We start from the raw sequence: 13,637 nt of genomic DNA on the forward strand, positions 1-13,637 counted from the left end.
TGTTGCAGCGCACAACCGCGAAAGCGTTTTCTGGCACCATTGGCGTTCCCAGTCCCCTCGTTCAAGGCCGGCAATGCTGTATCAGCTCTTCGAAACCCAGCGCGCGCTGATGAGTCCCTTCTCGGAATTCGCCGCCGCATCGGCCAAGCTTTACAGCCATCCGCTGTCGCCCTTGGCGCACACGCCGATGGCGCAGCGCATGTCGGCCGGCCTGGATCTGATGCACCGGCTGGCGAAGGACTACGAAAAACCCGAGTTCGAGATCAAGTCCGTCGAGGTCGATGGCGTGGACGTCGCCGTGCAGGAGCTGGTGGCGCTGGAAAAGCCCTTCTGCCGCCTGTTGCGCTTCAAGCGCTACACGGACGACCCGGCGGTGCTGGCCAAGATGAAGGATCAGCCCACGGTGCTGGTCGTGGCGCCGCTGTCGGGTCACCACGCCACGCTGCTGCGCGACACGGTCAAGCAACTGCTCAAGGACCACAAGGTCTACATCACCGACTGGACCGACGCGCGCATGGTGCCGCTGGACGTCGGCCCCTTCCACCTGGACGACTACATCCATTACGTGCAGGAGTTCATCCGCCACGCGGGCGGCGCGGACAGCCACGTCATCTCCGTCTGCCAGCCGACGGTGCCCGTGCTGGCCGCCATCTCGCTGATGGCCAGCGCCGGCGAGGCCACGCCGCGCAGCATGACCATGATGGGCGGCCCCATTGACGCCCGCAAGAGCCCGACCGCCGTCAACAACCTGGCGATGAACCGCAGCTACAGCTGGTTCGAGACCAACGTCATCTACCGCGTGCCGACCAACTTCCCAGGCGCCGGCCGCGCGGTCTACCCGGGCTTCCTGCAGCACACCGGCTTCGTCGCGATGAACCCGGACCGCCACCTGACCTCCCACTACGACTACTTCCTGGACCTGGTGCGCGGCGACGACGACAGCGCCGAGTCGCACCGCAAGTTCTACGACGAGTACAACGCCGTGCTGGACATGCCGGCCGAGTACTACCTCGACACCATCAAGACCGTGTTCCAGGACTTCGCGCTGGTCAACGGCACCTGGCAGGTCGATGGTGCGCTGGTGCGGCCGCAGGACATCAAGACCACCGCCGTGCTGACCATCGAAGGCGAACTCGACGACATTTCCGGCGCCGGCCAGACCCAGGCCGCCCTCGACCTGTGCGCGAACGTGCCCGGACAGCACAAGTACCACTACGAAGCCAAGGGCGCCGGCCACTACGGCATCTTCTCGGGCCGCCGCTGGCGCGACCACGTCTACCCGGAAGTGCTCGCCTTCATTGCCAAATACGACGCCAAGCCGCTGAACAAGGCCCCTGCGCCCGTGCCGGCCAAGCGCGCGCCGGCAGCCAAGCGCGCAGCCCGGAAAGCGTGACTCTCGCCGAGCGCATCGACGCGGCGCTGCCGCAGACTCAGTGCACCCGCTGCGGCTATACGGACTGCCGCAGCTACGCCGAAGCCATCGCCGCAGCTGAAGCCGACATCAACCAGTGCCCCCCCGGGGGTGCCGAGGGCGTCGCCCGCCTCGCGGCCATCACGGGGCGCCCGGCCCTGCCGCTGAACCCGGCCAACGGCATCGAAGCGACACGCGGCGTCGCCGTCATCGACGAAGCCTGGTGCATCGGCTGCACGCTGTGCATCAAGGCCTGCCCGGCGGACTGCATCGTCGGCGCGCCCAAGGCCATGCACGTCGTCGTCGCCGCACAGTGCACCGGCTGCGAGCTGTGCGTGCCGGCCTGCCCGGTGGACTGCATCACCCTGCCCGAGGTCACCACCACCACCGGCTGGGCCGCATGGAGCCAGCCGCAGGCCGACGAAGCCCGCGAGCGCTACCAGTTCAGGCAGTTCCGTCGGCACCGCGAAGCCGAAGAGAACGAGGCGCGCCTGATGACCAAGGCCGAGGCCAAGCTGGCCGACCTGCCGGCGGCCTCGGCCATCACCGACCCGGTCCAGCTGGACCGCAAGCGCGCCGCCATCGAAGCCGCGCTGGCGCGCGCTCGCGCCAGGCGCTCGCCATAAGGCGGCGGACAATGCCTGCATGAACGGTGCCCAAGTCGAACGTTTCTTCGCCACGCTGAAAGCCGCCAACCCGGCGCCGCAGACCGAGCTGGAGTTCTCCAGCGTCTTCGAGTTGCTGACGGCCGTGCTGCTGTCCGCGCAGGCCACCGACGTGGGCGTCAACAAGGCCACTCGGCGGCTGTTCGCCGTCGCCAACACGCCGGCACAGATCCTCGCGCTCGGCCATGAGGGGCTGGAATCCCACATCAAGACCATCGGCCTGTTCCGCAGCAAGGCCAAACACCTGCTGCAGACCTGCCGCATGCTCATCGCCTTGCACGGCGGCGAGGTGCCGCGCTCGCGCGAGGCGCTGGAGGCACTGCCCGGCGTGGGCCGCAAGACGGCCAACGTGGTGCTCAACGTCGCCTTCGGCGAGCCGACGATGGCGGTGGACACCCACATCTTCCGCGTCAGCAACCGCACGGGCCTGGCGCCGGGCAAGACGCCGCTGGCCGTCGAGCTGGGGCTGCTCCAGCGCATACCGGCTGCGTACAGGGTGGATGCGCACCACTGGCTGATCCTGCACGGCCGCTACGTCTGCCAGGCGCGCAAGCCGCTTTGCAGCGTCTGCGCCGTCATCGACACGTGCGACCACGGCCGCCAACTAAAATCCGTCTCCGCCTGACCCGAGCCCATCCATGGCCAGCCTGACCGATCTGACCGACCGCGTGGAGCGCCTGCTCCTTCGCCACGACGAAATCCTGCGCACCAACCTGCTGCTGCAGGTGCAGCTCACCGCCATCACCCAGGAGCGCGACAGCCTGCGCTCGCGCCTGAACGCGGCCCGCGCGCGCGTCGACGCGCTGCTGGAGAGGCTGCCTGGCGAAGCGCCAAGGGACGACGCATGAAGCAGATGGAAGTGACCATCATGGGCCAGAGCTACCTGCTCGGCTGCCCCGAAGGCGGTGAAGCCGCGCTGACCTCGGCCGTGGCGCAGGTGGACCGCGAGATGAGCACCATCCGTGACGCGGGCAAGGTCAAGGCACGCGAACGCATCGCCGTGCTGGCCGCGCTGAACCTGGCCTACCAGCTCGCCGGCACGGCGCCCAGCACGGTGGTGGCGGGACCCATCGCGTCGCCGGAACTGGACGCGCTCGTCAAGCGCCTGGACGATGCGCTCGGCCACGATGGCCAGTTGATCTGACAGCACCGCCGCGGCCGGTGCCCCGCCAAGGCGCAAGGCCCGCCACCGCGCAGGGCGACCTGCTTGAGTCGTAGAATTCACCCCGTCCATCGCTTTCCCCGGGGCTTTATTTCCTTCATCCGATGCTCTATGAGCAAGGGCTTGGAACATGCCGGACGGGCGTGATCGTCTCGCGTCAGATGAACCCGAAGTCCGGCTGACCTCGCCCACCTGATTACCCCTGGGTGTTCAGGATCTCGGCCCCCAGGATTGCGGTGGACACCCTTTTCTGCGTTGCCCGTTGGGTAGCATCGGCCGATGAACTACTGGCTGATGAAATCAGAACCCGACGAGGCCTCCATCCTCGACCTGGAACGCGCCGGCACCCTGCCCTGGACCGGCGTGCGCAACTACCAGGCGCGCAACTTCATGCGTGACGACATGCAGCTCGGCGACGGCGTGCTGTTCTATCACTCGTCCTGCCCGGAACCCGGCATCGCAGGCCTCGCCGAAGTCAGCAGCGCGCCCTACCCGGACGCGACGCAGTTCGATCCGGCCAGCCCCTACTTCGACCCCAAGTCCAAGCGCGACACGCCACGCTGGGTGCACGTGGACGTGCGCTGGCGCGAGACGACGCCCCTGCTGAGCCTGAAGGCCATGCGCGAGGCGCCTGAACTCGCCTCCATGCGCGTGCTGGAGCGCGGCAGCCGTCTGTCCATCACGCCGGTCACGCCGGACGAGTGGCGGGCGGTACTGAAGCGGTTGCGCGCCGCCTGAGCGCGGGTCAACCGAAGGCGATCGACGCCAGCACCACCTGGTTGCCGCCGCGGCGCTGCGCCTCGTGCACGGCGGCTTCGCTGGCGGCGGTCAGTTCATCCTGGCGCGAGGCGGTGTGCGGGAAACTGGAGACGCCCATCGAGATCGACAGGCCCAGATCCTCACCGTTGAGTACGACGATCTGCGCGACGCACTGGCGGCGCAACTGCTCCATGCGCGCATGCGCCGTCGCCAGGCCCACGCCGGACAGCAGCACCGCGAAGCGATGCGGCCCGATGCGGCAGGCCGAGTCCATCGCACGCGTGTTGGCCCGCAACATGCGCCCCATGCCTTCGAGCAGGCGCTGCTGGGCAGCTTCGCCCAGCGCCGTGACGGCTGGCGACGCGTCCAGCGCGATGACGACGAGCGCGAACTCGCGATGTTCGCGAGAAGACAGGTCGATCTCGCGCAGCAGTTGATCGTCGAACTGCGGCCGCATGTACAGGCCCGAGACATCGTCGCGGCCCGAGCCCTGCTGCAGCTCGCGGCGGATCTGCTCAAGGGCCACCTGCTGCTGCTCGATCTGCGCCAGCGCACGCTGCAGGTGCGACTCGCGATGGCGCTCCTCGGTGCGCTCGTGCCAGACGGCGAGCAGGAAGTCCTGGCCCACGGTCATGCGCGTCACGCTGAACTCGCGCCGACGGCCGTTGATCTCCAGCTTGTGCTCGCTGACGACCGGGTGGCGTTGCGCCATAACCGTCTGCTCGACACGGCGCAATGCCGTGGTCTCGTCGGGCTTGAGCAACTCCGCATCGGTGTGGCCGACGACCTGCTCGCGCTCGAACATCTGCGCCAGCCCGGTGGTCGCGAACACATAGCGGCCGTTGACGGCCGACTTGATCGCCGCCTGGCTGCCGAGCGGCTCGATCAGCGCCACGAGGCCCGCCAAGGCCTCGCCGCCCAGATCGGCATGACCCGCCAGCCAATGCGCCAAGCTGCCGGGTGGCGGCTGCATCGCGGTCGTGTCGGCAGTCATGTCCATGGAATCGTCTTGATGCGATCAGGCGCTCGCGGCAGGAGGCCGCTTTGCGTCGCGGGTGTCGAGGAATGTAGTGGGGGCAAACCGGCAGCAGCAAGGGCGGTCTACCCCACGAACCGGGACTCCCCCCTAGAAGACCCGCCCAGCACCACGGCCCGAATCGTAACGAGTTTCGCCTCGCTCACCCCCGACAATGCGACCCGATTCAGGGGGAGGTCATGCAGGGATTCGATGCGGTGGTGGTGGGCGCGGGCGCGGCAGGCCTGTTCTGTGCCGGGCTGGCCGGGCAGCGCGGGTTGAGGGTGCTGCTCGTCGACCATGCACCACGCCTGGCTGAAAAGATCCGCATTTCGGGTGGCGGACGTTGCAATTTCACCAACCGGGAGGCCGGCCCGGCGAATTTCCTGTCCGAGAACCCGGCGTTCTGTCGCTCGGCGCTGGCGCGCTACACGCCGCAGGACTTCATCAAGCTGGTGCAGCGTCACGGCATCGCCTTCCACGAGAAACACAAGGGCCAGCTGTTCTGCGACGACTCCAGCGAGCAGATCATCCGCATGCTGGTCGCGGAGTGCGAGACGGGGGGCGTGACACGCTGGCAGCCCTGTACCGTTGCCGACGTGCGCGCGCTGCCCGAAGGCGGCTTCGAACTGGACACCAGCCAGGGCGCGGTGCGTACGCCGCGCGTCGTCGTGGCAACGGGTGGCCTGCCGGTGCCCAAGATCGGCGCCAGCGACTGGGGACTGCGCCTGGCGGCGCGCTTCGGCCATGCCATCGTCGAGCCGCGCCCGGCCCTGGTGCCGCTGACATTCACGGCGGACGACTGGGCCCCGTTCGCGGCGCTGGCCGGGCTGTCGCTGCCGGTGCAGGTGAGCTGCGGCAGCGGCAAGGCGCGCATGCGCTTTCTGGAGGACCTGCTGTTCACGCACCGCGGCCTCAGCGGCCCCGCCATCCTGCAGATCTCCAGCTACCGCAAGGACGGCCAAGCCTTGCAGATCGACCTGGCGCCCGAGCTTCAATTGGACAAGGACCTGGTCGAAGCCAAGTCGGCGTCGCGCCGCCAGCTGGGCAACGAGCTCGCGGCCCGTCTGCCGCAACGGCTGGCCGCCGCATGGCTCGATCGCGCCGGCCTGGACGCCACCCGCCCGCTGGCCGAATGCCGCGATGCCGATCTGCAAGGCCTGGGCCGCAGCGTGCACGAGTGGCAGCTGATGCCCAGCGGCGACGAGGGCTGGCGCAAGGCGGAGGTCATGCGCGGCGGCGTCAGCACCAAGGAGTTGAGCTCTCAAAGCCTGGAGAGCAAACGCGTGCCGGGACTGCATTTCATCGGCGAGGTGGTCGACGTGACCGGGTGGCTGGGGGGCTACAACTTCCAGTGGGCCTGGGCCAGCGCAGCCGCCTGCGCACAGGCCATGGCGGCCGCCCCGGCCAGGCCTCAAAGCCCGCTTGATCGAATCTTGGCAAGTCGTTGATTTCCCCGCTACAATCCTCGGCTTTGCTGGCAAACCCGCGCGTCGATTCGCTTGCCTATCCCAGGCGACGCAGTCATCCGGAACCTGCTGCTGAGCCTCAGCCGCGAACACCGAGCGCAATCAAGGAAATACATGACCACCATCCGCGTCAAGGAAAACGAGCCGTTCGACGTCGCACTGCGTCGCTTCAAGCGCACCATCGAAAAGCTGGGCCTGCTGACTGATCTGCGCGCCCGCGAGTTCTATGAGAAGCCCACCGCTGAGCGCAAGCGCAAGAAGGCAGCCGCCGTCAAGCGCCACTACAAGCGCGTGCGCAGCATGCAGCTGCCCAAGAAGCTGTACTGATCGTTCCTGACGCGACCCGGAGCCCTCCCTCCGGCGTGACCCTGAAACCCGCCACAGGACGCTGTCGCGGGTTTTTGTCTTTTGAACCGGATGTCCCCATGAGCCTGAAAGACCGCATCACCGATGACATGAAGGCCGCGATGCGCGCCAAGGAAGCCGACCGGCTGCTGACCATCCGTGGCCTGCTGGCCGCCGTGAAGCAGAAGGAAGTGGACGAGCGCATCGTCGTGGACGATACCGCCCTGGTCGCCATCGTCGACAAGCTGATCAAGCAGCGCAAGGATTCCATCAGCCAGTTCGCCGCCGCCGGCCGTGACGATCTGGTCGCCAAGGAAACCGCCGAGCTGGCCGTGCTGCAGGCCTACCTGCCAGAGCGCCTGTCGGCCGAGGCGGTGGCCGAGAAGGTCGCAGCAATCGTGGCCGAGCTGGGCGCCAGCGGTCCTGCCGACATGGGCAAGGTCATGGCCGCCGCCAAGGCGCAGCTGGGCGGCGTGGCCGAGATGAGCACGGTTTCCGCTGCGGTCAAGGCCGCGCTGACGAAGTAAGGAATCGCAATGAGCCTGCCCCTGCAAGCACTGGCGCCCGACATCTGCGCATCACCGCAACTGCTGCCCGCCGCCATGGCCGAAGTGGCTGCGATGGGATTTCGCAGCGTCGTCAACAACCGGCCGGATTTCGAGCACGGCCCCGACCAGCCGACCTCGGCCGACATCGAGGCGGCGGCCGTCGCGGCGGGGCTGGAATACCGCCACCTGCCTGTCGCAGGCGGCTACCAGTCACCCGAGGAGGTCGAAGCGTTCGCCGTGCTGCTGGAGACGCTGCCGCGCCCGCTTCTGGTGTTCTGCCGCTCGGGTGCGCGATCCACGCGGCTGTACCTGCAGGCGCAGCAGCTGGGCTGATCGCCCGCGGGCCCGGGCCTCAGTGACCCAGGTACGCGGCCTGCACGCGCGGGTCGCCCAGCAGTTCCCGGCCACTGCCCTGCAGGGCGATGCGGCCGTTCTCCAGCACGTAGGCGCGCTGTGCCAGCTTCAGCGCCTGCTTCACGTTCTGCTCGACGAGGAAGATCGTCAGCCCTTCCGCGTTGATGCGCTGCAGCGTGCGGAAGATGTCCTGCACGATGAGGGGCGCCAGGCCCATGGACGGTTCGTCCAGCAGCAGCAGCCGCGGCTTGGCCATCAGCGCGCGGCCGATGGCCAGCATCTGCTGCTCGCCGCCCGACAGGCTGCCGGCCAGCTGCGTCGCGCGCTCGGCCAGCCTGGGGAACAAGCTGTAGATGTGGTCGATGCTGCGCGCCCGTTCGGCGGCGCCGTCGCGACGCGTGTAGGCACCCAGCTCCAGGTTCTCGCGCACGGTCAGCGTCGTCAGCGTGGCACGGCCTTCGGCCACCTGCACCAGGCCGCTGGCCACGATGCGGTGCGGCGCCGCGCTGGTGATGTCCTGGCCATCGAACTGCACACGGCCCGCGGCCTTCTTCACCAGTCCCGACAGCGCCATCAGCGTCGTCGACTTGCCGGCACCGTTGGCGCCGACCAGTGTCGTGATCTGCCCGGCTTCCAGCTCCAGGTCGATGCCGCGCAGCGCCTGGACGTGACCGTAGGCGACGGCCAGCCCGCGCACGCTCAACAGCGGTTGCGCACTCATGCCGCCACCTCTTCGTCGTCGTCGCGCCCCAGGTAGGCCTCGATGACCTGCGGATCGTTGCGCACCTGCGCCGGGCTGCCCTGCGCAATGATGCGGCCAAAGTTCAGCACGGCGATCTGCTCGCACAGGCCCATGACGAAATGCATGTCGTGCTCGATCATGAAGACGGTGTAGCCGCGCGCCTGGATGTTGCGGATCTCGCCCATCAACTCGGCCTTCTCGGCGCCGTTCATGCCGGCCACCGGCTCGTCCAGCAGCAGCAGTTTCGGCTCGGTGGCCAGCGCGCGGGCCAGCTCCAGCTTGCGCTGCTCGCCGTAGCTGAGGTTGTCGGCGATGTCGTCGGCCTTGTGGTCCAGCTTCATCCACGACAGTAACTCGCGCGCCCGCTCTCGCGCGGCGCGCTCGGCCGCACGGAAGCTGGGCAGGCGCAGCAGCAGCCCGGCCGGGCCGTAGGCCAGCCGGCCGTGCATGCCGACGATGACGTTCTCCAGCAGCGTCATTTCCTTGAACACGCGGATGTTCTGGAAGGTGCGCGCCACGCCGCTCGCGGTGATGCGGTGCGGCTTGCGGCCGACCAGGCTCGCGCCGTCGAACAGAATGTCGCCCGACGTCGGCGGCAGCAGGCCGGTGATGAGGTTGACCACGGTGGTCTTGCCGGCGCCGTTCGGCCCGATCAAGCCGAAGATGCCGCCGGCCGGCACGTCGAAGCTGACGCCCTGCAGCACTTTGAGGCCGCCGAAATGACGCGAGACGGATTGCAGCTTCAGCATGCTCAGCGCCTCCGGCCCAGCAAGGCGCGCACGCGTTGCGGGTCCCACAAGCCGCGCGGCAGGAACAGCACGATCACCACCAGGATGAGCCCGTTGAAGACGTTGCGGAAGTCCGTCAGGCCGCGCAGCAGTTCGGGCAGCAGCGTCAGGATGACGGCGCCGGAGATCGGGCCCATCAGGCCATTGATGCCGCCGAGGATGGTCATGGTCAGGATCTCGACGCCGCGGTCGAAGCCGTACTCGTTGGGGCCGATGAAGAAGGTCAGGTGCGCGTTCAGCGCGCCGGCCAGGCCGGCCAGCATCGCGCCCAGCACGAAGGCCAGCATCTTGTGCGCGTTGACGTTGATGCCCATCAGGCCGGCCGCGGTCTCGTCCAGCTTGATGGCCTCGAACGCGCGGCCGACCTTGGAGCGGCGCAGCAGCGCGAGCACCCCGCAGGCCAGCCCCAGCGCCAGCAGCACATGCCACCACTCGGTCGACGGCGGGATGCCGTTCAGCCCCAGCGCGCCACCGGTCCAGTCCTCGGTGTTCAGGATGAAGATGCGCACCACCTCGCCGAAGGCCAGCGTGGCCATCGCGAGATAGACGCCGGACAGCCGCAGCGTCGGGCCGCCCATCACCAGCGCCACCAGCGCCGGCGCGGCCATGCCGCCGGCCAGCGCGACCGCGAACGGCGCACCGGCGTTCATCGTCAGCAGCGCCGCGGCGTAGGCACCGATGCCCATGAAGGCGGCGTTCGCCATGGCCAGCATGCCGCAGGACAGCGTCAGGTAGATGGACAGCGCCAGCAGCGAGTTAGTGCCCAGCGTCAGCACCAGGTTGCTGTAGACGGCCCAGAAGTTGTCGAACGCTTCCATCGCTCAGACCTTGCGCTCGTTCGTGGTGCCGAACAGCCCCTTGGGCCGCAGCAGCAGCACGGCGAACAGCAGGCCGAAACCGACCGCGTCGCGCATGGTCGAGCCGATGTAGGCCACCGACAGCACCTCGGCGAAGCCCAGGAACAGCCCCGCCAGCATCGCGCCGCGGATGTCGCCCATGCCGCCCAGGATGATGACGGCGATGCCCTTGTGCAGGATGGGCTGGCCCATCAGCGGGAACAGCGCGTTGGAGTACAGCCCGATCAGCACGCCCGCCACGCCGCCCAGACCGGCGGCGAAGAAGCTGGTCAGCATGAACAAGCCGCCCACGTTGATGCCCAGCAGCGCCGCCGCCTTGGGACTTTCGGCGATGGCCCGCAGCGCGCGGCCCAGCTGCGTGCCGCGCAGCACCAGCAGCAGCACCGCCATCAACGCGAAGGACAGCGCGATGATGCCCAGCTCCAGCACGGTCACGTGCAGGCCGGCGAGGTTCAGCGTGTCGTGCGGCAGCACCTCGGCCGGGAAGCGCAGGTTCTCCGCACCGAACAGCCCCTGCGCCAGGCTGTTGATCGCGATGGCCAGGCCGATGGTGGCGATCATCGGGATCAGGTGCGGCGCATTGCGCGCGCGCAGCGGCCGCAGCACCAGCAGGTCGATGACGAGGCCCAGCAGCCCCGACGCGAGAAAGGCCACGGCCAGCGCACCGGCCAGCGGCACGTTCAGCTTGAGGACGGCCTGCAGCGCCGCGTAGGCGCCGACCATGAAGACGGCCCCATGCGACAGGTTGACGACGCCGAGCACGCCGAACACCAGCGTGAAGCCGAGCGCGAACAGCGCATAGACGCTGCCCAGCGAGAGGGCGTTGAAGAGTTGCTGTTCAAGCACGACGGAGACCCGGACAAAAGACAAGGCCCGCGACGCAAGCCGCGGGCCGCTGCGGCGAAGGCGCCTTACTTCTCGATGGCGTAGCGGCCGCCCTTGGTGACGCTGACGATGGCGGTCTGGTCGGCGTCGTAGCCCGCAGGCTTGCCGCCCTTGTCGACGGCACGGCGGAACGCGAAGCCGCCGGTCGCGCCGGTCCACTTCACGGCCGGCAACGCCTCGCGCAGCGCAGCGCGGTCCTTGGCGAGGTCGCCGCTGAGCTTGACCTTCTTCAGCGCCTGCGCGGTGATGTACATCGCGTCATAGGCCTGCGCTGCGAACTGGTCGGGCGCCGACTTGTGCTGCTTGGTGTAGGCGACGATGAACGCGCCGTTCTCCTTGGTCTGGTTCTCGATGGACCAGGGCGAGCCGATCCACAGGCCGTCGGACGCGCCCTTGGCCAGCTCGAACACCTTGACCGAGTTCATGCCGTTGCCGCCGATGACGGGCACGTTCAGGCCGAGCTGGCGGGCCTGCACCATGATGGGCGCGCCCTCCGCGATCAGCGCGGACAGCACCAGCGCGTCCGGCGCGCTGGCCTTGATCTTGGTGAGCTGGGCCTTGAAGTCGACGTCGCCCTTGGCGAAGGTCTCGGTCGTCGTGACGGCGATCTTCTGCGCCTCCAGCGCCTTCTTGAAGTTGTCGTAGCCGCTCTTGGTGAAGACGTCGTCGTTGCCGTACAGCACGGCGACCTTCTTGATACCGAGCTTCTTGGCCGCGGTGGCGATGGTGACCGGCAGCACGTCGGCCTCGGTCACCGAGTTGCGGAACACATGGTCGCCGATGGACGTGATGCCGTCCGCCGTGTTGGACGTGCCGAACACCACCGTCTTGGCAGCCTGCGCGATCGGGTCGGCCGCCTGCGCGGAGTTGGACAGCGTGGGGCCGAAGAGCATCAGCACCTTGTCCTGGAAGATCAGCTTCTTGAAGGCGTTGATCGCCTCCTCCTTCTTGCCCTGCTCGTCTTCGACCACCAGCACCAGCTTGTTGCCGTTGATGCCACCGGCGGCGTTGATCTCGTCGGCCGCGAGTTGGAACCCGGCGCGGATGCTCTGGCCATACTGCGCCGCACCGCCCGACAAGGCCTCGGCGACACCGAGCTTGATGTCGGCGGCCTGCGCCGCGCCAGCCAGCGCTGCGAGTGCGGCAAATGCGGCAACGGCCAACGGCCTGAGGGTGCGAGTGATCATCTGCGGGTCTCCTGTTGTTGTGGGCGGGGTCGGTTTTTGATGATAGTCAGTTGCCGGCCAGCTTCATGCCCGTGACCAGGAGGGAGCCCACCGTCTTGGTGCCCATCGTGTACTCGTCGGACCCGATGCCGACGATGTTCTGCAGCATGTCCCTCAGGTTGCCGGCAATGGTCACTTCATGCACCGGGTAGGCGATCTCGCCGTTCTCGACCCAGTAGCCGCTGGCGCCGCGCGAGTAGTCGCCCGTCACGTAGTTGACACCCTGCCCCATCAGCTCGGTGACCAGCAGGCCGCGGCCGAGGCGGCGGATCATCGTCGCGAGGTCGTCGCCGGGCGCGGTGGCGCGGCTGGTCATGCGCAGGTTGTGCGAGCCGCCGGCATGGCCGGTGGTCTTCATGCCCAGCTTGCGGGCCGAGTAGCTGGACAGGAAGTAGCCCTGCAGCATGCCGCCCTGCACGACCTGGCGGGCCCGCGTGACGACGCCTTCGTCGTCGAACGGCGAGCTGCCCTTGCCCTTGGGCACATGCGGGTCCTCGCTGATGTCGATGTGCGGCGCCATGACGGATTTGCCGAGGCTGTCGAGCAGGAAGGTCGTGCGCCGGTATAACGCGCCGCCGCTGGTGGCCTGCACCAGCGCGCCCAGCAGGCCGATGGCCACCGTGCTTTCGAACAACACCGGCACCTCGGCCGTGGCGACCTTGCGCGCCTTCAGCCGCGACAGCGCCCGTTCCGACGCGTAGCGGCCCACGGCCTCGGCCGAGGCCAGTTCGGCCGCGTCGCGCATGGAGCTGTACCAGGCGTCGCGCTGCATGCCGGCACCGCGGCCGGCAATGGGCGCGACCGACAGCGAATGGCGCGAGCTGGCATAGCCGCCGCGAAAGCCGCGCGTGTTGCCCATCCAGAAATGCGACTGCTGGGCCGACACGGCCGCGCCTTCGCTGTTGGTGATGCGCTTGTCCACCGCCAGCGCCGCGGCCTCGCAGCGCAGGGCGATGTCGGCCGCCTGCGCGGCGTCGATGGCCCAGGGGTGGAAGAGGTCCAGCTCGGGCCGCAGCGATGCATCCAGCGCCAGGTCGGCCTCGTCGGGCAGGCCCGCGAACTCGTCCTCGGCCGTGAACCGGGCGATGTCGTAGGCGGCGCGTGCGGTGTCGCGGATGGCCTGCGGCGAGAAGTCCGACGTGCTGGCATTGCCGCGGCGCTGGCCGACGTAGACCGAGATGCCCAGCGACTTGTCGCGGTTGCGCTCGACGTTCTCCAGTTGGCCCAGCCGGGCCGACACCGACAGGCCGCAGCCCTCGGACACTTCGGCGCCGGCGTCGGTGGCGCCGAGCTTCTTCGCCTCGGCCAGGGCGTCCTCGATCCACTGCTGGAACTGCGCGGGGCTGTAGGCGAAACCTTCTTGGGCTTGGGACATGAACTGAGACGCCACGGGGGCCGGCGCCTGGAAATC

At 68.4% G+C, this 13,637-nt stretch carries 17 protein-coding genes; 10 read left to right on the forward strand and 7 right to left on the reverse strand.

Features of this window, described 5'->3' with window-relative positions:
- Positions 1-73 precede the first annotated feature (73 nt).
- From ACO07H_RS13925 to ACO07H_RS13950, 6 genes are all read left to right on the forward strand, one after another.
- Complete coding sequence (locus ACO07H_RS13925; protein WP_422015096.1) at positions 74-1,393, forward strand: polyhydroxyalkanoate depolymerase; 1,320 nt, start codon at positions 74-76, stop codon at positions 1,391-1,393.
- Positions 1,390-2,037: an electron transport complex subunit RsxB gene (gene rsxB / locus ACO07H_RS13930; RefSeq protein WP_422015098.1), complete on the forward strand. Its 648-nt coding sequence runs from the start codon at positions 1,390-1,392 to the stop codon at positions 2,035-2,037. Before ACO07H_RS13925 ends, rsxB begins: the two co-directional genes overlap by 4 nt.
- 19 nt (positions 2,038-2,056) lie before the next feature.
- Positions 2,057-2,701 carry an endonuclease III gene (gene nth / locus ACO07H_RS13935; protein WP_422015100.1) on the forward strand — a complete coding sequence of 215 codons (645 nt, stop codon included), beginning with the start codon at positions 2,057-2,059 and terminating at the stop codon, positions 2,699-2,701.
- Between the two features lie 13 nt (positions 2,702-2,714).
- The gene (locus ACO07H_RS13940) at positions 2,715-2,924 is read left to right on the forward strand and encodes a DUF904 domain-containing protein (protein ID WP_422015102.1); all 210 of its coding nucleotides are present in this window, start codon (positions 2,715-2,717) and stop codon (positions 2,922-2,924) included.
- Positions 2,921-3,220, forward strand: a complete 300-nt coding sequence (locus ACO07H_RS13945; RefSeq protein WP_422015104.1) for a cell division protein ZapA — start codon at positions 2,921-2,923, stop codon at positions 3,218-3,220. Before ACO07H_RS13940 ends, ACO07H_RS13945 begins: the two co-directional genes overlap by 4 nt.
- A 297-nt stretch (positions 3,221-3,517) precedes the next feature.
- Positions 3,518-3,976: an EVE domain-containing protein gene (locus tag ACO07H_RS13950; RefSeq protein WP_422015106.1), complete on the forward strand. Its 459-nt coding sequence runs from the start codon at positions 3,518-3,520 to the stop codon at positions 3,974-3,976.
- Positions 3,977-3,983: 7 nt separating this feature from the next.
- Here ACO07H_RS13950 and ACO07H_RS13955 read toward each other — a convergent pair whose 3' ends face one another.
- Positions 3,984-4,997, reverse strand: a complete 1,014-nt coding sequence (locus ACO07H_RS13955) for a diguanylate cyclase (RefSeq protein WP_422015108.1) — start codon at positions 4,995-4,997, stop codon at positions 3,984-3,986.
- Between the two features lie 215 nt (positions 4,998-5,212).
- On the opposite strand from ACO07H_RS13955, the gene ACO07H_RS13960 reads away from it, so the two are divergent.
- The 4 genes from ACO07H_RS13960 (at position 5,213) to ACO07H_RS13975 (ending at position 7,707) form a co-directional block, all read left to right on the forward strand.
- Positions 5,213-6,463, forward strand: coding sequence for an NAD(P)/FAD-dependent oxidoreductase (locus tag ACO07H_RS13960; RefSeq protein WP_422015110.1), 1,251 nt, complete (start codon positions 5,213-5,215; stop codon positions 6,461-6,463).
- 132 nt (positions 6,464-6,595) lie between these two features.
- Positions 6,596-6,808 carry a 30S ribosomal protein S21 gene (gene rpsU / locus ACO07H_RS13965; protein ID WP_007833691.1) on the forward strand — a complete coding sequence of 71 codons (213 nt, stop codon included), beginning with the start codon at positions 6,596-6,598 and terminating at the stop codon, positions 6,806-6,808.
- A gap of 98 nt (positions 6,809-6,906) precedes the next feature.
- A complete protein-coding gene (locus ACO07H_RS13970) occupies positions 6,907-7,353 on the forward strand; it encodes a GatB/YqeY domain-containing protein (RefSeq protein ID WP_422015119.1) in 447 nt (148 codons plus the stop codon).
- Between the two features lie 9 nt (positions 7,354-7,362).
- The gene (locus ACO07H_RS13975) at positions 7,363-7,707 is read left to right on the forward strand and encodes a TIGR01244 family sulfur transferase (protein ID WP_422015121.1); all 345 of its coding nucleotides are present in this window, start codon (positions 7,363-7,365) and stop codon (positions 7,705-7,707) included.
- A 19-nt stretch (positions 7,708-7,726) separates the two neighbouring features.
- On the opposite strand, the gene ACO07H_RS13980 is transcribed toward ACO07H_RS13975, so the two are convergent.
- From ACO07H_RS13980 to pmbA, 6 genes are all read right to left on the reverse strand, one after another.
- On the reverse strand, positions 7,727-8,449 hold the full coding sequence (locus ACO07H_RS13980; protein ID WP_422015123.1) for an ABC transporter ATP-binding protein: 723 nt from the start codon (positions 8,447-8,449) through the stop codon (positions 7,727-7,729).
- A complete protein-coding gene (locus tag ACO07H_RS13985) occupies positions 8,446-9,219 on the reverse strand; it encodes an ABC transporter ATP-binding protein (protein ID WP_422015125.1) in 774 nt (257 codons plus the stop codon). Before ACO07H_RS13985 ends, ACO07H_RS13980 begins: the two co-directional genes overlap by 4 nt.
- A gap of 2 nt (positions 9,220-9,221) precedes the next feature.
- Positions 9,222-10,076 carry a branched-chain amino acid ABC transporter permease gene (locus ACO07H_RS13990; protein ID WP_422015127.1) on the reverse strand — a complete coding sequence of 285 codons (855 nt, stop codon included), beginning with the start codon at positions 10,074-10,076 and terminating at the stop codon, positions 9,222-9,224.
- A gap of 3 nt (positions 10,077-10,079) precedes the next feature.
- Entirely contained in the window at positions 10,080-10,961 is an 882-nt protein-coding gene (locus ACO07H_RS13995; RefSeq protein WP_422015129.1) for a branched-chain amino acid ABC transporter permease, read from the reverse strand.
- Between the two features lie 65 nt (positions 10,962-11,026).
- On the reverse strand, positions 11,027-12,187 hold the full coding sequence (locus ACO07H_RS14000; protein ID WP_422015131.1) for an ABC transporter substrate-binding protein: 1,161 nt from the start codon (positions 12,185-12,187) through the stop codon (positions 11,027-11,029).
- Positions 12,188-12,233: 46 nt separating this feature from the next.
- Complete coding sequence (gene pmbA, locus ACO07H_RS14005) at positions 12,234-13,601, reverse strand: metalloprotease PmbA (protein ID WP_422015133.1); 1,368 nt, start codon at positions 13,599-13,601, stop codon at positions 12,234-12,236.
- Positions 13,602-13,637 lie beyond the last annotated feature (36 nt).

The organism is Roseateles sp., assembly GCF_965229315.1.
Lineage (GTDB): Bacteria > Pseudomonadota > Gammaproteobacteria > Burkholderiales > Burkholderiaceae_C > Pelomonas.

Coding starts and splice junctions, on each gene's coding strand:
- ACO07H_RS13955 (WP_422015108.1), bottom strand. CDS start 4,997: ATGGACATGACTGCCGACACGACCGCGATGCAGCCGCCACCCGGCAGC.
- ACO07H_RS13970 (WP_422015119.1), top strand. CDS start 6,907: ATGAGCCTGAAAGACCGCATCACCGATGACATGAAGGCCGCGATGCGC.
- nth (WP_422015100.1), top strand. CDS start 2,057: ATGAACGGTGCCCAAGTCGAACGTTTCTTCGCCACGCTGAAAGCCGCC.
- ACO07H_RS13975 (WP_422015121.1), top strand. CDS start 7,363: ATGAGCCTGCCCCTGCAAGCACTGGCGCCCGACATCTGCGCATCACCG.
- rpsU (WP_007833691.1), top strand. CDS start 6,596: ATGACCACCATCCGCGTCAAGGAAAACGAGCCGTTCGACGTCGCACTG.
- ACO07H_RS13925 (WP_422015096.1), top strand. CDS start 74: ATGCTGTATCAGCTCTTCGAAACCCAGCGCGCGCTGATGAGTCCCTTC.
- ACO07H_RS13985 (WP_422015125.1), bottom strand. CDS start 9,219: ATGCTGAAGCTGCAATCCGTCTCGCGTCATTTCGGCGGCCTCAAAGTG.
- ACO07H_RS13980 (WP_422015123.1), bottom strand. CDS start 8,449: ATGAGTGCGCAACCGCTGTTGAGCGTGCGCGGGCTGGCCGTCGCCTAC.
- ACO07H_RS13950 (WP_422015106.1), top strand. CDS start 3,518: ATGAACTACTGGCTGATGAAATCAGAACCCGACGAGGCCTCCATCCTC.
- ACO07H_RS14000 (WP_422015131.1), bottom strand. CDS start 12,187: ATGATCACTCGCACCCTCAGGCCGTTGGCCGTTGCCGCATTTGCCGCA.
- ACO07H_RS13945 (WP_422015104.1), top strand. CDS start 2,921: ATGAAGCAGATGGAAGTGACCATCATGGGCCAGAGCTACCTGCTCGGC.
- ACO07H_RS13990 (WP_422015127.1), bottom strand. CDS start 10,076: ATGGAAGCGTTCGACAACTTCTGGGCCGTCTACAGCAACCTGGTGCTG.
- ACO07H_RS13960 (WP_422015110.1), top strand. CDS start 5,213: ATGCAGGGATTCGATGCGGTGGTGGTGGGCGCGGGCGCGGCAGGCCTG.
- pmbA (WP_422015133.1), bottom strand. CDS start 13,601: ATGTCCCAAGCCCAAGAAGGTTTCGCCTACAGCCCCGCGCAGTTCCAG.
- ACO07H_RS13940 (WP_422015102.1), top strand. CDS start 2,715: ATGGCCAGCCTGACCGATCTGACCGACCGCGTGGAGCGCCTGCTCCTT.